General features: G+C 30.8%; 15 protein-coding genes and 1 pseudogene. 11 read left to right on the top strand and 5 right to left on the bottom strand.

The features are described from left to right. Position 1: 1 nt before the first annotated feature. Positions 2-556: a TetR/AcrR family transcriptional regulator gene (locus CLLI_RS08900; protein ID WP_242975568.1), complete on the bottom strand. Its 555-nt coding sequence runs from the start codon at positions 554-556 to the stop codon at positions 2-4. Positions 557-759: 203 nt separating this feature from the next. On the opposite strand from CLLI_RS08900, the pseudogene CLLI_RS08895 reads away from it, so the two are divergent. Both CLLI_RS08895 and CLLI_RS08890 read left to right on the top strand, forming a co-directional pair. Beyond that, positions 760-1,704: pseudogene (locus tag CLLI_RS08895) on the top strand (M14 family metallopeptidase); the annotation flags it as partial. A 143-nt stretch (positions 1,705-1,847) separates the two neighbouring features. Then, a complete protein-coding gene (locus CLLI_RS08890) occupies positions 1,848-3,242 on the top strand; it encodes an MATE family efflux transporter (RefSeq protein ID WP_106063861.1) in 1,395 nt (464 codons plus the stop codon). A 97-nt stretch (positions 3,243-3,339) separates the two neighbouring features. On the opposite strand, the gene CLLI_RS08885 is transcribed toward CLLI_RS08890, so the two are convergent. Continuing rightward, positions 3,340-5,334, bottom strand: a complete 1,995-nt coding sequence (locus CLLI_RS08885) for a fructose-1,6-bisphosphatase (protein WP_106063860.1) — start codon at positions 5,332-5,334, stop codon at positions 3,340-3,342. Positions 5,335-5,637: 303 nt separating this feature from the next. Continuing rightward, a complete protein-coding gene (locus CLLI_RS08880) occupies positions 5,638-6,162 on the bottom strand; it encodes a 2'-5' RNA ligase family protein (RefSeq protein ID WP_106063859.1) in 525 nt (174 codons plus the stop codon). A gap of 355 nt (positions 6,163-6,517) precedes the next feature. Here CLLI_RS08880 and CLLI_RS08875 point away from each other — a divergent pair, with 355 nt between their 5' ends. The 9 genes from CLLI_RS08875 (at position 6,518) to CLLI_RS08835 (ending at position 16,117) form a co-directional block, all read left to right on the top strand. Beyond that, positions 6,518-6,955 carry a hotdog domain-containing protein gene (locus CLLI_RS08875; RefSeq protein ID WP_106063858.1) on the top strand — a complete coding sequence of 146 codons (438 nt, stop codon included), beginning with the start codon at positions 6,518-6,520 and terminating at the stop codon, positions 6,953-6,955. Between the two features lie 48 nt (positions 6,956-7,003). Further along, the gene (locus CLLI_RS08870) at positions 7,004-7,408 is read left to right on the top strand and encodes a hotdog family protein (RefSeq protein ID WP_106063857.1); all 405 of its coding nucleotides are present in this window, start codon (positions 7,004-7,006) and stop codon (positions 7,406-7,408) included. Between the two features lie 148 nt (positions 7,409-7,556). Next, entirely contained in the window at positions 7,557-8,699 is a 1,143-nt protein-coding gene (locus CLLI_RS08865; protein WP_106063856.1) for an acyl-CoA dehydrogenase family protein, read from the top strand. 293 nt (positions 8,700-8,992) lie between these two features. Next, positions 8,993-10,177 (top strand): MFS transporter, encoded by a 1,185-nt coding sequence (locus CLLI_RS08860; RefSeq protein ID WP_106063855.1) that lies wholly within the window; start codon positions 8,993-8,995, stop codon positions 10,175-10,177. A gap of 30 nt (positions 10,178-10,207) precedes the next feature. Continuing rightward, the gene (locus tag CLLI_RS08855; protein WP_106063854.1) at positions 10,208-11,050 is read left to right on the top strand and encodes a CvfB family protein; all 843 of its coding nucleotides are present in this window, start codon (positions 10,208-10,210) and stop codon (positions 11,048-11,050) included. A 171-nt stretch (positions 11,051-11,221) separates the two neighbouring features. Continuing rightward, complete coding sequence (locus tag CLLI_RS08850) at positions 11,222-12,007, top strand: ComEC/Rec2 family competence protein (RefSeq protein ID WP_170063685.1); 786 nt, start codon at positions 11,222-11,224, stop codon at positions 12,005-12,007. Positions 12,008-12,134: 127 nt separating this feature from the next. Further along, positions 12,135-12,671, top strand: a complete 537-nt coding sequence (locus CLLI_RS08845) for a chromate transporter (protein ID WP_106063852.1) — start codon at positions 12,135-12,137, stop codon at positions 12,669-12,671. Continuing rightward, positions 12,672-13,193: a chromate transporter gene (locus CLLI_RS08840; RefSeq protein WP_106063851.1), complete on the top strand. Its 522-nt coding sequence runs from the start codon at positions 12,672-12,674 to the stop codon at positions 13,191-13,193. Between the two features lie 260 nt (positions 13,194-13,453). Then, positions 13,454-16,117, top strand: coding sequence for a cation-translocating P-type ATPase (locus tag CLLI_RS08835; RefSeq protein ID WP_106063850.1), 2,664 nt, complete (start codon positions 13,454-13,456; stop codon positions 16,115-16,117). Between the two features lie 61 nt (positions 16,118-16,178). Here the strand turns inward: CLLI_RS08835 and CLLI_RS08830 are convergent, their stop codons facing one another. Both CLLI_RS08830 and CLLI_RS08825 read right to left on the bottom strand, forming a co-directional pair. Then, positions 16,179-17,720: an ABC transporter permease/substrate-binding protein gene (locus CLLI_RS08830; protein WP_106063849.1), complete on the bottom strand. Its 1,542-nt coding sequence runs from the start codon at positions 17,718-17,720 to the stop codon at positions 16,179-16,181. Between the two features lie 6 nt (positions 17,721-17,726). Next, positions 17,727-18,851, bottom strand: coding sequence for an ABC transporter ATP-binding protein (locus tag CLLI_RS08825; RefSeq protein WP_106063848.1), 1,125 nt, complete (start codon positions 18,849-18,851; stop codon positions 17,727-17,729). Between the last annotated feature and the right edge of the window lie 140 nt (positions 18,852-18,991).

Genomic DNA, 18,991 nt, shown 5'->3' with positions numbered 1-18,991 from the left:
TTTATTTTAGTAATTCTTTTAAAAAACATTCAAAGGATGAATATTGAAAAAGAGGCATACGTATCATTGTAATAAAATTCATTAAGATAAATTTGGCTGTTTCATAAGAATCTAGTTTAATATGAATTGCAGAATTTTTATTAGAAGCTTCCTTTATTAAAATATCTTCAATTTTTCTGATTAATTTTTCTATGTAAATCGATTCCTTTTCCACTCCGCTTGTTATATAATCAGGGGTATCATAAAATTCAGCTTTTAGCCATACTTCCTTAAAGGTCTTAATAAAAATGCTAAGTTCATTGAAAATATTATTTAGCTTTATATAAAAATTATCATTTGAATTTATTAGTTTTTCAACTACACAAAAATATTCTTCCCAATATTCAGTCATCATTTCTATAACTAGATCTTTTTTAGTAGAATAGTAATTATAAATTGTTCCAATAGCTATATTGCAAGCTTTGGCAATATTTCGCATACTCAATTTTTTATAACCTTCAGTATATAAAATTTCCTTGGATTTATTTAATATAAGCTGTTTAGGATTTTCAATCATTTTTGCCAAATAAAACACCTCATAAATACATATAATAAAATTCATTTGAACAACGTTCATTATATATTTTTTATATATTCTTGTCAATATTACATTAAAATTTTATTCACATATGGATGATAAAAAAATAAACTAATAATAGTAACAATAATATTGTGGTGGATTTTATGAGAGTTTTAAAATTAGGTTCTAAGGGTTCAGATGTAATGGGAATACAATCAATGCTAAAGAAAATAGAAGATGTAGTTCAAACAGATATTAATTATACCTATGATGTACTAATCAATGACATAGAAGGGCTGAAGGCCAGATACCCTTTTATAACTATAGGGGTAGCGGGGAAAAGCCTTTTAGGAAAAAATTTATATTATATAAAGCTTGGAGCTGGATCAAATCAGGTCTTTTATAATGCTGCGCATCATGCTTTGGAATGGATAACTTCCCCTCTATTAATGAAATTTATAGAGAATTTTGCTAATAACTATGCATTGGGGAGAAAAATGAGAGGATATGATGTTGCTGATATATGGAGTAAAAGCAGTATTTATATAATGCCTATGGTTAATCCTGATGGAGTGGATTTAGTATTAAATGGACTTAGTAAAGATAATCCTTATTATAATGATTTAATAGTGTGGAACAATGGAAGTACTGATTTTTCAAAGGACTGGGAAGCTAATAATAGGGGAGTAGATTTAAATCATAATTATAATGCTTCATGGCAGCAATCTAAAGAAGCAGAAAAGTTATATGGAATTTATGGACCGGGTCCTACCAGGTATTCAGGACTTTATCCAGAATCAGAGCCAGAAACCCAAGCTGTAGTAAATTTTACAAAGAATCATAATTTTAGACTAGTTATTGCCTATCATAGCCAAGGTGAGGTTATATATTGGCAGTATGATAATATAATTCCACCGGGTTCAAGAAGAATAGGCGAACTATTTTCAAAGGCTAGCGGATATAGTTTAGAGGAGGCTTCTGGCATAACTGCATATGCAGGCTATAAGGATTGGTTCATAGAAGCCTTTAGAAGGCCAGGATATACAATAGAAGTAGGTAAGGGCAAAAACCCTCTTCCTATATCTCAATTTGATAAAATATATAATGATAATGAAGAAGTATTACTTTTAGCATCAATAGTTTAGCAAAAAGGATATGCATGTGATAAATATGGTATTCACTGCATATCCTTTTTAGTTATTGAAAAACATGGACACTTTGTATATAATAAAATGATTACACTATAAAAATATTGTGCAGCAATATTTTTAGATTAGGAGGGGATTGGTTGGATAGATCAAAACAGTTAGGAGAAGAGAGTATAGGAAAACTTTTATTAAAATTCTCTATTCCAGCTATTGTAGGAATGTTAGTTAATGCATTATATAACATGGTAGATAGAATATTTATAGGAAGAGGGGTAGGTTCTTTAGCTATATCAGGTATAGCTGTAGGATTTCCTCTTTCCATAATCAACATGGCCTTTGGAATGTTAGTAGGAATAGGTTCTTCTACTATGGTTTCTATAAAACTTGGAGAAAAGAAAAAAGATGAAGCGGAAAAAATACTAGGAAATGCTTTAGTATTGGATGTAGTAATATCATTGATTATAAGTGTGCTAGGGGTAACTTTTTTAGACAGTATACTTAAAGTATTTGGTGCTAGTGCAGATACCTTGCCATATGCTAGAGATTACATGAAATATATAATTGGAGGGGCGCTGCTTCAAAATATAGGTTTTGGTATAAATAATATTATTCGTGCAGAAGGAAATCCTAGAATTGCTATGGCTACCATGATGATAGGGGCAGTTTTAAATACTATTCTAGATCCTATATTTATTTTCATTTTTAAAATGGGAGTAGAAGGAGCGGCTATAGCTACTATATTATCTCAGGCTGTATCATCAGCATGGGTACTATATTATTTTTTAAGTGGCAAAAGCACATTAAAATTTAAGAAGGAAAATTTAAAATTAAATGCACCTACAGTAAAAGACATTTTTTCTGTAGGAGTTTCACCTTTTGCTATGCAGTTGGCTTCAAGCCTTGTTACTACCCTATACAATAAGGAACTAGTAACATATGGTGGAGATTTGGCAGTAGGAGCAATGGGAATTATAAATAGTATAATAATGCTCTTTTTTATGCCTATGTTTGGAATAAACCAAGGTTATCAACCAATTGTAGGATATAACTATGGAGCAAAGCAGTATGATAGAGTTAAGAAAACATTAAAAATTGCAGTAACTGCAGGAGTTATTATAGCTACCATAGGATTTATAATTATACAGTCATTTCCAGAAGCTTTAATAAGCATATTTAACAAGGAAGATACTCAACTTATTGCTATAGGAGCCCATGGCATAAGAATTGACATGATAGCTTTGCCAATCATAGGATTCCAGATAATAAGTTCAAACTATTTTCAAGCTATAGGAAAGGCTAAAATAGCTATATTCTTAAGCCTTTCCAGGCAGGTAATACTTCTCATTCCAATGCTAATTATACTTCCGCCAATATTTAAATTAGATGGAGTATGGATGGCTGGACCAATATCAGATGTTTTATCAGCTGTGTTAACTGGGGCTTTTTTATATAGGGACATGAGACTTTTAAATAATATGGAAAATAATCAAAAGCGTAATATGGAAATTAAATTCGGAAATGATGCTACTAACTAATAAAATCTCCAAGTCTAATATTTAGATTTGGAGATTTTATGTTTATTTGAAAATATAAAAATTGTCCACTGTCAACTTAAAAAGTGCTAAGCACTTTTTAACCACCATCTCTCTCGTCAATTAAGCCCTTTCTATAGGCTACAAGTAGTTTTTTTAAATCATTAATTTGATTTTTAATTTCTGCTCCTATATCTGTGTCTTCAACTCTTTTTCTTGTAGCAGCATGTTCTAGTATAACAGTAGATGAAAGTATGTCCTTTTCCTCTTCTATGGCCTTTTTGGTTGATTCAAAAGGCTCGTGGGAGGATAATAAAAAACCATAGGAATTATAAATTAAAGTGTATCCTGCAATTCCGGTTTCGGGCTGATAAGCTCTACAGAAACCTCCATCTATAACTAATAATTTACCATTAGCCTTTATAGGACTTTCGCCATCCTTTGTTTTTACAGGTATATGTCCATTTATTATATGAGAATTTTCAGGATCTAAATTAAATTCTGCAAATATTTTATTAGAAAGTTCTTCTTCGTCTCTTAATTTATAATAAGTATTTCTATTTTCCTTATGGGTTTCTTTTTCGTCAATAAAATATCTTTCAAAAGTGGTTATTCTTTCTTTTCCAAACAAAGGTGAATAAGGGCCACACCATAGGTACCACATTATATCCATGGCATAATTTTTAACAGCCAAATCATTTTTATAGAAATAAGCTTCTCTAGCATATCGCTCAAAGACATCTAGTAGCGATTTCCCGCTAAAGTTTTTTCCCTCTATTTCTAATGTTTTAAATGAACCATCATCAGCTAATGGTATACAACCATGGAACAGTAAATTTGAGTTATAAACTAAATATAGACTTCCTTTACTGTACAAAAATCTAATATGTTTTTGAAGCCTTTCACTATTTATAAATGAATTTCTAAGTTTATTTATAACGGCTTCCTCTTGTTGTGTTAGCTTAAAAGGATCTGATGGATCAATTGTAGGAAAATTAGTATCATTTAATTTATATTCTTTACCATTTACCACTACAGTACCTTTTTCAAAATCTATTTTATCTAAAAGGAGCATATAGTCCATATGAAATTCAGGATGTCTTAATATTTTTTGCCCTTCTAATTTAAACTGTATAATGGATATAGCCTTATGCATTTTTGCAAATAAAGCTTTGTCATTATCGTTCAATACTTTATCTAAAGTTTTAGGAATAAAGCTATTGCAGGGATCATCTGTATAGGTTTCCATAGCAAAACTAGCTAAAGGTAAAAGGTTTATACCATAGCCATCTTCCACTGTGGTCAAATTTGCATATCTTAAACATATTCTTAATACATTGGCTATACAAGCTTTTGAACCAGAAGCTGCTCCCATCCATAAAATATCATGATTACCCCATTGAATATCAATAGAATGATGATCCATAAGTGCATCCATAATAATTTCAGCACCAGGACCTCTATCATAGATATCACCAACAATGTGAAGCCTATCAACTGCAAGTCTTTGAATTACCTTTGATAGAGCAATTATAAAGGAATTAGCACATCCAATATCTATTATGGTGTTAATAATGCCAGTGTAATATTCTTGTTTATTAATTCTATCTGCTTGCTCATTTAGTAATTCTTCAATAATATATGCAAAATCACTTGGTAGAGCTTTTCTAACCTTTGAGCGTGTATATTTTGAAGATACGGATTTGCATACTTGAATTAGTCTATATAATGTAACTTTATACCACTCGTTTAAATCGATGTCTTCTTCCTTTAGTAATTCTAACTTTTCTTCTGGGTAATAAATTAAAGTAGCTAGACTAGCTTTATCTTTTTCCATAAGGGAAGTACCAAATATATCATCTAATTTTCTTTTAATTACTCCAGAAGCATTTTTAAGCATATGGGTAAAGGATTCATATTCCCCATGAATATCGCTTATGAAATGTTCTGTTCCCTTAGGTAAATTTAAAATAGCCTGTAGGTTTATAATTTCTGCACTGGCAGAAGAAATAGTAGGATACTTAGTACTTAATAATTTTAAGTATCTTAAGTCATCTTTAATAATATTTATATTGGTCTCATCATACAATGTCATAGGTAGTCTTTCCTTTCCCTTCCATATTTTTAAAAAACATATTATATATTATATAATAATATTCATGTAAATTCTATATATAATAATGATTTATTTCATATTAATATACAACATTTAAATTAATAGTATATGCTAATTACGACTAAAAATATGGAAAAGGGGTATCATTTTACAAATATATGCAATTCATGCAAGAGCTATATTGTATGAATAGGAGAAATTTTTATTTTATATTTATTTTAGTTTCATATTGCTTCTTAGCTCTTATCCTTAACTGTCCACTGTCAATTGTCAATTGTCAACTTATAAGGCATACTCCCTATAAGTCATCCATCTAAAATCCTGCCATTTAAGTATGGATATGTTATCAAAATAGGTGTTAAACTGTGGATTATAATTATTTACATACTCCCATATAGAGGTAAAGCTATTTTCTCTTAAGCGAGTAACTATAGTGCAGTGAAATATTTTTTCCTTGCCTTCGTGTCCTTTCCAATGAAGCCATGATACTTTTTTTAATTCATCAATAAAAGTATCATGAAGCTTAATTGCTCCATTAGAAGGAATAATCTTCATAAACACTACATCTGTTCTAAAATGACCAAAACCATCAATGAGAATATCTTCCCTGCTTTTATCCTTTATGAAATTTTCTATAGTGGTTTCTATTTCTTCTATTTTATCTGTTTCAAAGGGCGCTTTTATTGTAAAATGAGCAGGAAGCTTTTGCTTTTTAACCTTGTATTTATCACAGACCTCCTCTACCAGTTTTTCATGGAATTTAAGAGTCTCTCCCTTTAGTAAGCAGACTATGACAAATCTATCCATAATAAATCACTCCTTGTTATATCAATTATCATACTATTATTATTAACTATATGAAATCTTTTAGTAATGAATAATTTCAGATATTTTTATCTGTGCAATAAATGTTACATAAATCGTTATCCTTAATTTTACTTATATGGTTATAATAATACACCTTTTAGCATTAAAAGAATGCATAAAAGTGAAATTCATGAATCTTTCAAGCATGTATAGGGTATAAATGCAGAAACGAGAGGATAAAAAATTTAAATAATCAATAGAATTTTACAAAATATTCTTACTATTAGGTATATAATCTTAAGTGTAGGAACAAGTTAATAGCCTACAAAAAAGTTAAAAAATGGGGGTGCCGTTTATGGTAAGAGAATCTATACTTAGGTATAGAATGAATTCAGAAGATGCTCATTATTTAGGAGGAGTTGTTCAGCCTAATAAGCATCTAGATATTTACGGTGATGTTGGAACAGAGTTATGTGTATTACAGGATGGAGACGAATCATTATTCTTAGGCTATGATGACGTTGAATTCCTAGCTCCAGTTTATGTAGGAGATATTATTGAATGCAGAGGAAAAATTATAAAATTAGGAAATACATCAAGAACTTGCAAGTTTCAGACTTATAAAGTTGCTACTCCAGCAAAACGTTTAGGAAAAGAAAACGCTGCTGAAAACGATGTAGTAGCACTTGATCCTCCAGTATTAGTTTGTGAAGCAATTGGAACACTAGTAGTTAAGAAACCTATGCAAAGAGGTGTACAACCTAGCGGAGTTGTAGAAAATAAGTGGGATTAATCACTAGACCTAAATTAAAATAATTTTAAAATTATGGGGGTGCTTTAAATGGCAGATGTATTTGTAAAGCCAGAAAAGGATTATGAAGCTATGATACGTGTTCGTATGTCATCAGGACATGCTCATTATGCAGGAGAATTAGTTAATGGTTCATATACAGTAGAATTAATGGGCGATGTAGCTACTAACTTATGTGCAATGTATGCTGGCAATGAAGGCGAATGTAAAAAATATGAAAATATTAGATTTACAGCTCCTACATTTGCAGGAGACTTCATTGAAGTAGATGGAAGAATAGTAGGTGTTTGTGGAAATAAATTAAAGATTCAATGTAGATCATTTAAAATAGCTGAGAATGCAAGAATCCCAGAACAGAATTCAGCAGTTAATGTATTGGAAAAGCCTGTTATGACATTAGAAACTTTTTCAATTTATGAAGTTCCTGCAAGATAATAGCAGGCTTATAAAGAGGTTATCCCATTGGGGTAGCCTCTTATATTAATACCTATAGCACTATTATAGTATGGGAAGGAAAGTAAGCAAAATATATAAAAATAATCAAGTGAATAGCTTGAATTATTAAATAAGGGGGATAATTTATATGGATTTTAAATTAACAGAACAACAACAATTAATACAGAACATGACAAGAAATTTTGCTGAAGAAGAGCTTAAACCAATAGTAGTTGATTATGATGAAAGAGGAGAATTTCCTTTAGATGCTTATAAGAAAATGGGAGAGATGGGTTTAATAGGGCTCCCTTATCCAAAGGAATATGGTGGATCAGGTGGAGACTATCTATCCTATGCATTAGCTGTTGAAGAAATTTCAAAAATATCAGGAGCTATGGGTATATCATATTCAGTTGTAACTTCATTATGTTCAGGGGCAATATATTCCTTTGCTACAGAAGAACAGAAGAAAAAATATCTGCCAGACTTGTTAACTGGTAAGAAACTTGGTTCATTTGGATTAACTGAACCAAACGCAGGATCAGATGCAAGTGGAATTAGAACTGTAGCTGTAAAGGAAGGAGACCATTACATACTGAATGGCTCAAAATGCTTCACCACAAATGGACCTCTATCCGATACTTTTATGGTTGTAGCCATAACTGATAAAGAAAAAGGACCTAAAGGAATATCAGCATTTATAGTAGAAAAATCCTTCCCTGGATTTAAGGTGGGAAAAATTGAAAATAAATGTGGTATCAGATCAGCTCAAGTTTCAGAAATTTTCTTTGAAAACTGCATAGTTCCAGCTGAAAACTTAATTGGAGGGAAAGAAGGTATAGGCTTAAAGGTGGCTTTTAGTACATTGGATGGTGGAAGAATTGGAGTTGCTGCTCAAGGACTTGGAATAGCAGAAGGTGCTTTCAATATAGCAAAACAACACTTGAAAGAAAGGATTCAGTTTGGAAAACCATTATATAAGAATCAGTATTTAGCATTCAAAATGGCTGAATTAGATCTTGAAATTGAACAAGCTAAATATATTCTTTACAAGGCAGCTATTGATAAACAGGAAGGAAGACCATTTAGTGTTTCAGCTGCTAAAGCAAAACTTGCTTGTACAAATGCAGCTATGCATGTAACTACTGAAGCAGTTCAGATGCTTGGTGGATATGGATACATGAGAGAATATCAAGTTGAAAGAATGTTTAGAGATGCTAAGATTACTCAGATTTACGAAGGAACAAATGAAATTCAGAAATTAATTATTAGTGGAGATTTATTTAAATAATTAAAATCTGATTTAAGCTTTATAAGCTATATGGCATTGCAAATATATAAGGGGATAATCATAAAATAAGAAAAATAATAAGATGGGGGTTCTTGAATTTTTAGAAAATTTAAGAACCCTTGTGTAAATATTGGTAGCATTATATTTGAAGAATATGTTATACTAATGTAAATTAGTAATTATGAAATGAGGATAGGCATGATGGTAGATATTTGATACACCAAAAGTGGTTTTTTAAAAGACCTTTAATTAAGGTCTTTTTGTGATATATAAAAATCGGAGGGTGTATCAAATTGAATAATTATAAGAAAAATTTATATATAATGTGCATTGCAGCTTTTTTGCAAGGCCTTGTTTTTTACGGGCCTATAGCTACTATTTTTAGACAATATAGAGGACTTAATTTATATCAGATATTTTTATTACAATTTATATTTACTTTATCTATGATTCTTTTAGAGGTGCCTTGGGGACATTTTAGTGATAAATTTGGATATAAAAAAGCCCTTATAGTATCATATTTTTTATTTTTTATATCAAAAATAGTATTTTATAAAAGCTATGATTTTTATGGATTTCTTTTAGAGTCCATTGTGGTTTCTATGAGCATATCAGGAATATCTGGATGTGATTCGGCTTTAATATATTTATCTGTGGGAGAAAAGGAATCAGAAAGGGCTTTCAGTTTGTATAGTGCAGCTAGTGCAGGAGGATTTTTCACAGCATCTTTTTTATCTACCTTTATGATAAAGAAAAGTTTGGATTTTCCAGTACTACTTACTATATTTCCTTATGGCATAGCTTTTATATTAATCTTTTTTATTAAAGATGTGGAGTATGATAAAAAGGACATCAGTATAAAAAACAGCTTTAAAAATATAGCGCAAAATAAAAATATCTTTATTTTTATAATAGCCATTGCCTTAATAGGAGAAACTACTCATTCTATATGTGTATTTCTTAATGGACCTAAATATTTAAATGTAGGTATAGACTTAAAGTATTTTGGATTATTAACAGCTTTTATGCAAATAATATGTTTAGCATCCGCTAAATCATATAAGCTAAGTAAGAATTTTGGACATAGAATAGTGTTTAATTTTTTATTATTTATGATTACAATAGCTTCATTTTGGTTAGCTTATTCTAATAGTGCTATAATTACTATAATATTAATAGCTGTTATAGAAGGGGCCTTTGCTTTAGTACAGCCATTGAGCTTAGATATACAAAACAAATCTATTAAAACAGCAGATAGAGCTACTATGCTTTCTATGTATGCTATGATAAGTGATGTAATAGCATCAGCGGCTAATATAGCCATTGGTAAGGCGGCGGATATTTCTTTAGAATTTAGTTTTACCATTTGTGGGATTCTAAGTTTAGCAGCATTAATTTTTATAATTATATATTTTAATTATATTGAAGAAAGATCTTTATTGAAATTTAGTTTTATAAAAAAATTGCTAATAAAATAAACTAGTATAAAATATTTTGGAGGGACATTTGTGATAAAAATAGGAGAATTTAATGAATTAACTGTAGCTAGAAAGGGAGCTCCAGGCTACTTTTTAGATGCAGAAACAGGGAATACAACAGATGACATATTATTACCTTTTGGCAGCTGTCTGGAAGGTGAATTAGAAGAAGGACAAAAGGTCAGGGTATTCATATATAGAGATTCCCAGGATAGATTAATATCTACCATGAAGGAACCTTTGGCTAAGGTAGGAGATGTAGCTCTTCTTAAAGTTAAAGACAACACAAAAATAGGTAGTTTTGTGGATTTTGGACTGGAAAGGGATTTGCTTGTTCCTTTAAAAGAAAGAAAGTATAATTTAGAAGAGGGAAAAGAATATTTATTTTATGTTTATGTAGATAAAACAAATAGACTTGCAGCTACACCAGATGTAGATGAGTACTTAGAAATAGCTGAGGATTATAAAATTGGAGATGAAGTACAGGGCAGAATAGTTGAACTTTATAAAAGTGAAAATTTAGCAGTGGCTGTGGAAGATAAGTATAAAGGTATATTGTTAAAAAATGAATATTTTATGGATGTTAATATGGGAGATACATTAAAACTTAAGGTTAAAAAAATATATGAGGATGGAACTTTAGGCCTTACTCCTAGAATAACAGGTAAGGAAGAAAGAGATAAGCTTCAGGAAGACATACTAAAATATTTAAAAGAGCATGATAGCTTTATGCCCTATAATGATAGCTCTTCACCTGATGAAATAAGGGAAGTATTTCATGAAAGCAAAAATTATTTTAAAAGAGCATTAGGCGGGCTTATGAAAAAAGGATTAATTAAGCAGGACGATGAAGGAACTAGGCTTATTAGGTAAACTAATAATGACTAAATAGCATATAAACTCTTAAGGAAGGAATTCTAGAAAGGATTCCTTCAAATTATTTTTTGACCCAATATTTTACTCCTTTGAAATTAAACCATAAATAAATATATTAGATTGTAATAGAAATACTAATATTAAATGTAACAAAAGAAGGTGAAAAAGTTGAGATACTTAAAGAAGATATGCTATGTTATTGCAATTTCTATTATTCTATGTAGTTTAAAGGTTTATGCAAAGGAAAAGTATGAAATACATTTCTTAGATACAGGACAAAGTGATTGTATTCTAATTAAGGGGAAAAGTTTTAATATACTAATAGATACCGGAGTTAATTCTACAGCTGATAAGGTTATTAAATATTTGGATAATGAAGGGGTAAAAACAATAAATTATTTAATACTTACTCACTATCATGATGATCATTATGGTGGATTAGAGAAAGTCCTTAGTAATAAAAAAGTTGAAAAGCTATATATACCTATCTATCCTAATTCCATGAGAGATATCATATATAGGCATGCATATTTAAGCCATATAGAAGTTAAATATATAGAAAAGAATTTTATCATAGAGGAAAAGGAGTTAAGCCTCAAAGGGATGGTACCAAATGAATATGATGAGCATATAGAAAATAATAATTCTATAGTATTATTAGGGAAAATTAAAGGTAAAAAATATTTATTTGCTGCGGATATAGAAAAGAAAATGGAGGAGGAAATTGGAAATAAGTATAAAGAAGAAATAAATAATTGTGATATTTTAAAAGTGCCTCATCATGGTTTAAATACTAGTTGTAGCCAAGAATTTTTAAATATAGTGAATCCCAAAATGTCTATAATAACTTGTAATGGAAGGGAAAGTCCTGAGAATGAAACACTAAATAGATTAAAAAAAATAAATACTAATATATTAAGAACAGATATAAATGGAAATATTATAATACGTTAATTATCAATGCCACTAATAAAGGAAGTTTTCTATAAGTAATGTATCTAATGTATAATAAATATATGTGTATAATAAATATATGGCTGGCATGATTATCATAATTCTCTAATATTTTGGGGGTGGAGTGATGAAAAAGCTTTTAACTATGTTCTGGAGCTTTTTTAAGATAGGAGCTTTTACTTTTGGTGGAGGCTATGCCATGATTCCTCTTATTCAAGGGGAAGTTGTGGATAATAAGAAGTGGATAAGTAAGGAGGATTTTTTAGATATATTGGTAATATCTCAATCCTTTCCTGGAGCTCTAGCGGTAAATACTTCAATTTTTATAGGATATAAAATAGGAGGAGTAATAGGCGCAATTATGGCACTTTTGGGTACAGTGCTGCCTTCTTTTATGACAATACTTTTAATAGCTGCCTTTTTTATGGAATTCAGAAATTATCATTATGTGGATTTAGCCTTTAAGGGAATTTCTGCAGCAGTTCCAATGCTTATATTGATTGCTGTGGTCAGTCTTTCAAAGTCCGTAGAAAAAAATTATATAAATATTATAATTATTTTAGTTACAGTTTTTCTTATAAGTATTCTTAATATACATCCTGTTATAGTAATTCTAATTGCTGGGCTTTATGGATATCTTTATTACAGGAAGAAGGTGGAGTGATTGGGGATTCTAATTCAATTATTTTTAATCTTTCTAAAGATAGGAGCTTTTAGTTTTGGAGGAGGCTATGCTATGCTTCCATTAATAGAAAGGGAAATAGTAAATAATAAGTCATGGATAAATTATCAGGAATTTAGTGATATAATAGGAATTTCTCAGATGACACCAGGGCCTATAGCTATAAATTCTGCTACCTTTGTAGGTTATAAAGTGGCAGGGTTTTGGGGAAGCTTTGCTGCTACTTTAGGGGTTGTAAGCTTTTCGTTTTTATTGGTATCCATAGCCAACCATTATATATTAAAATTTAAAGAATCTAAAGCATTAGGTGCAGCATTAATGGGAATGAGACCAGCCTTAATAGGACTTATTATTTCCGCCTTTTTATCCTTAGCTAAGGGAGCTTATAAGGATTTTAAAAGCGTATTTATTGGAATAATAATAATGGGAGCTTTGCTTTCCAAAAAAATTCACCCTATATTGGTGATAGTTATAGCAGCAGTTTTAGGAATAATTTTATATTAATTTTTTCTATAAAAAGTTATTGTATATAGGTGGAGTATATGCTATAATTTATCTTACGAAGGGGAGTAGCAAAAGTTTATAACTATTCGTCATGACGGCATATACGCCCGGATAGTTACTCGTAATTGGGATTGCAAGACCTTTGTTCTATTTTTATAGGACAAGGGTCTTTTTTTATTTAAATATATGAAAGGAGAGGATTATAAAAGAGTTTAATAATTTAAATATAATGACAAATAATATAAAAGAGGTGAAGTTTTATGTGGTTTGATAAAAGCAAAGAAGAGGTTATTAAGGAATTATCCGTAGATACTATAAATGGTATTACATCTGAAGAAGCAGCTAAAAGAAAGGAAAAATATGGCGCTAATGAATTAACAGAAAAAAAGGGGAAATCAAAACTTAGATTATTTTTTGAACAATTAAATGATCCTCTTATCTATATTTTATTAGTTGCTGCAGCAATTTCAGGTATTCTTGGAGAAACAGCTGATGCTGTAATTATAGCCTTTGTAGTGGTTTTAAATGCAGTAATAGGAATGGTACAGGAATCAAAAGCAGAAAAGGCTTTAGAAGCTTTAAAAAAGTTAGCAACTCCTAAAGCCATAGTAAAAAGGGATGGAGAGCTAAAAGAAATCCCTTCAGAGGATGTAGTGCCAGGGGATATAATAGTTTTAGATGCAGGCAGATATGTCCCTTGCGATATAAGACTTATTGAAACTGCTAATTTAAAAGTTGAGGAATCTGCTCTAACTGGAGAATCAGTGCCAGTAGAAAAAGATGCAGAACTTATTTTAGATAGTAATGGAACAGCCTTAGGTGACCAGAAGAATATGGCATTCATGTCCACTCTTGCAACATATGGAAGAGGTTCAGGAGTAGCCGTATCTACAGGAATGGATACAGAAATAGGTAAAATAGCAAAAATGCTAGAAAATCAAGAAGAAGACCTAACTCCTCTACAAAAAAAGTTAGCTGAACTTGGCAAAATGTTAGGTATTGCTGCTTTAGGAATATGTGCTGTAATGTTTTTAGTTGCAATAATTCAAAAAAGAGATGTATTTGAAATGTTTTTAACTGCAATAAGTTTAGCAGTAGCTGCTATTCCTGAGGGGTTGCCAGCAATAGTTACCATAGTTCTTGCAATGGGCGTACAAAAGATGATAAAGAAAAATGCCATAGTAAGAAAGCTTCCAGCAGTAGAAACTTTAGGTGCTGTTAATGTAATATGTTCTGATAAAACAGGAACACTTACTCAAAATAAAATGACTGTAACTAGATTCTATGCAGACAATTACCTAGGGAATATAAATACACTAAAAATAGATAATCCAATTCATAGGTTATTATTAGAAAACTTAGTACTATGCAATGATGCAACTTATTCTGAAGATTCTAAGACAGGAGACCCTACAGAAATAGCATTGCTTGAAGCTGGGTTTAAATATAACTTAATAAAAGCAGATTTGGATAAAAAACGTACAAGAGTTAATGAAATACCTTTTGAATCTGATAGAAAACTTATGACTACAGTAAATGAATATGATGATAAATACTATGTAATGACAAAAGGAGCTACGGACAATTTAATAAAGCTATGCAATAAAGCTTATATAAATGGAGAAATAGTTCCAATAACGGAAGAAATTAAGGAGAATATTACTAAGGCTTCTATTGCTATGTCTAATGATGCTCTAAGGGTTTTAGGAGCAGCATTTAAAACTACAGAATCCAAAGATATAGAAATAGATTCTTTAGAAAAAGACTTAGTATTCATAGGATTGGTAGGAATGATTGATCCACCAAGAGAAGAAGTTAAGGATTCCATTGCTGAATGTAAAAAATCTGGCATAAAGACTATAATGATTACAGGAGATCATAAGAATACTGCCTTTGCCATAGCTAAAGAATTGGGCATTGCAGAGGAAGAATCGCAAGCAGTATTTGGAGCAGAAATAGATAAGATAAGTGATGAAGAGTTAGCTAAAAAGGTAGATAATCTAAGAGTATTTGCTAGAGTATCACCAGAACATAAGGTTAGAATAGTTAAAGCCTTCAAAGCTAATGGAAACATAGTATCCATGACAGGAGATGGCGTAAATGATGCTCCTTCATTAAAGATGGCCGACATAGGTGTAGCTATGGGTGTCACAGGCACTGATGTAGCCAAAGGTGCTTCTGATATGATTTTAACAGATGATAATTTCTCAACCATTGTTTCAGCTATTAAAGAAGGAAGAAATGTTTTTAATAACATAAAAAAATCTATAGTATTCTTATTATCTTGTAATATAGGTGAAATATTGTCACTTTTCTTTGCTATACTTTTTGGATGGCCTTCACCATTGAAACCAGTACATTTGCTTTGGGTTAACTTAATTACTGATAGTTTACCAGCTCTATCATTAGGTGCTGATCCAGGAGATCCAGATGTTATGAAGGAAAAACCAAGAGATCCTAATGCTAGTTTATTTGCAGGCGGTACAGGAGCATTTTTGATACTAAATGGTTTACTTATTGGATTCTTAACCTTAGTTGCTTTTGTAGTAGGAATAAAAGTTTATACAGGAAGCACTACTTTATTTCCGTTAGTTCCTAAAGATATACCAGAGGCAGCAGTAACTCATGCTCAGACTATGGCTTTTGTAGTATTAAGTGTATCACAATTATTCCATGCACTTAACTTAAGACATCCAAGCAAATCCATATTCCAAGTAGGGGTATTTACTAATAAATATCTAATAGGCTCTATATTAATAGGTATATTCCTACAGGACGTAGTAATAACAGTACCATTCTTTAGAAATGTATTCGAAGTATTTGATCTTTTACCAAGAGATTGGTTTTTAGTAGGTATATTATCTATTGTACCTTTAGTAGTTAATGAAATAGCTAAGATCTTTATTAGGGCTAGAAATAAATAATTTAAAAAAGCTAGTTTAGAGTTTTTCTCTTAACTAGCTTTTTATATCAATTATTAATTCTTTATATCAATCCCTTTGATTTTAAAAAATTTCTTGCTACTTTATCAGGGTCTTTACCTAGTTTGTCACATTGATAATTCAATTGCCTCATGGTGTCATCATCTAGGACTCCTCCCAAGCTATCTAATAGAGGCTTAACTTCAGGATACTTTTTCAATGTATCTGCTCTTACCACAGGAACAGCTTCATAAGGTGGAAAGAACTTTTTATCATCCTTTAAAACCTTTAAATCAAAAGCTACCAATAGTCCATCTGTGGAGAAAGCATCTGTTACGTCAGTTTTTTTAGAATCTATGGCAGTATATCTTAATCCAGAATCCATGCCTTTAATATCCTTAAAGTTCATTCCGTATTTTTTACTTAGACCTATTAGCCCATCATCTCTACCTATAAACTCATAAGTAGCTCCCAGCACCATTTGATTGCTTATCTTCGATAAATCGGAAAAAGTATTTAAGTTATATTTTTCTGCATCTTCTTTTCTTACTGCTAAAGTATAGGTGTTGTTAAAGCCAAGAGGCTTTAACATTTCTAAGTTATATTTTTCTTTAAATTCATTTTTAGTTAATTTATAGGCTTCAGAAGGGTCAGTTATAATATCCTTCTTTAATATACTTACAAGTGCAGTACCAGTATATTCAGGATATATATCTACTTCACCCTTATTAATGGCTTTGAAAACCACATCTGTACCTGCCAAATCAAATTTTCTTTCAACTTTTATATCGGTTTTTTCTTCAAGTAATATTGCAAACATATTGGCAAGTAATTTGTTTTCAGTGTAGTTTTTACTGCCTACTACAATTCTATCCCCTTTACTAAAGGCGCTGGTAAATAGCGGAATAAGTATGATACCAACAAGTATAGCAGATACTATGGCCATAGATCTTTTCTTTAATTTATTTTTTTTATTTTTAGGTTCTACCATTTTTTCTATTCTACCTATGACAAAGTCCATAATTAAAGCTAGTATACATGAGGGAATAGCGCCAGCTAAAATCATATTGGTATTAACAGTTTGAACTCCTGTATAAATGTAGCTTCCAAGACCACCTGCACCTATAAATGCTGACATAGTCATAAGTCCCACAGCAGTAACAGCAGATATTCTTACACCTGCCATTATTATTGGAAGTGCAAGAGGAAGCTGTACCATTCTTAGCAGCTGACCCTCTGTCATTCCCATGGCTTGTCCTGCTTCTATAGTTGCAGGGTTTATATTAATAAGCCCTGTATAGGTGTTTTTTATTATAGGTAAAAGAGAGTATAAGCATACCATGATTATAGCAGGGACTTCGCCTATTCCAAAAAATGGAATTAGGAAACCCATTAAAGCTAAACTTGGTATAGCTTGAAGCACATTAGCTAATCCAATTATTGGGGGAGCTAATTTTTTCTTCTTTGATATAAGTATACCAATAGGAATTCCTATTAATATAGCAATTATAACAGCTAAAACTGATAGCTGAAGGTGTTTAATGGTAAGTGAAAATATTTCACCTTTCTTATTCATAAAAAAGTTAAAAAAACTACCTGATTTCATAAATTATTACACCACCTCGTATAAAAGTTTTTCTTCAAATAATGTAATTAAGCTGCTCTTTGTTACCAATCCTTTTAAACACCCATTTTCATCCACTATTGGAACAAACCCAACGTTATTTTTATTCATAATCTTTAGTATTTCACCTATGGAATCATCAGTTTTAGCGTAAATTAAATCTTTAGTCATAATAGAGCCTAGTTTTACACTAGAGGAAGTTATATTCCCTTGTATATCCTTAGATGTTACTATTCCAATTAATATATCATTATTGTCTACTACAAGAAGGCTGTCAACTTTGTTTCCTTTCATTATTTCAATGGCTTGAAGTATTGTTCTATTAGGAGAAGAGGTTATAGGATTTCTAATCATTATATCCTCAGCCTTAATAAATTCAGGCTTATTCCATAATCTATTTTTTCCTATAAAATCTTCTACAAAGCTTTTTTCAGGGTTTCTTAATATATTTTCTGGAGTATCAAATTGTATTACATCTCCACCAGCCATAATACAAATTCTATCACCTAATTTTAAGGCTTCATCCATATCGTGAGTAACAAAGATTATGGTCTTTTTTAGTTCCTGCTGAAGTTTAAATACTTGCTCCTGCAAAGAGTTCCTAGTGATAGGGTCTAAGGCACTAAAGGGTTCATCCATTAGAATAATATCAGGATTTGTAGCCAAAGCTCTAGCCACCCCTACTCTTTGCTGCTGTCCACCACTTAGTTCATCTGGATATCTATCTGTATACTTATCTGGATCTAATCCTACTAAGGATAGAAGCTCTTTTGATCTAGCCCTTCTCTTCTCCAAGGGCCATTTTTTTAAATACGGTACAAGTTCAATATTTTCTCCTATATTCATATGTGGAAATAACCCTGTCTGCTGTATAACGTATCCAATATTTCTTCTAAGTTCTATAGTATTCTTTTTGGATATGTCTTCTCCATCTATTAATATAGAACCTGAAGTAGGACTTATTAGCTTGTTTATCATTTTTAAAGTAGTGGTTTTACCACAGCCACTAGGTCCAATAAGTACCAATAACTCTCCATTGTTTATTGTTAAGTTTATATTATTTAATACTGTATTATTTTTAAAGCTCTTATGCACATTTTTGAATTCAATCATTTTTATATCCCCCTCATACAATAAATTCAAAGTAACAACTTTATTACAATATTGGAGATGCTACTTGTAAAATTTATTGTAACACTAAAAATGTTACTTGTAAAATTCTGTGGACAATTATTAATATAATATTAACATTT

Origin of the sequence: Clostridium liquoris, assembly GCF_002995785.1 — a bacterium.
GTDB lineage: Bacteria > Bacillota > Clostridia > Clostridiales > Clostridiaceae > Clostridium_AO > Clostridium_AO liquoris.
This window is presented reverse-complemented; position numbering and strand designations above follow the sequence as displayed.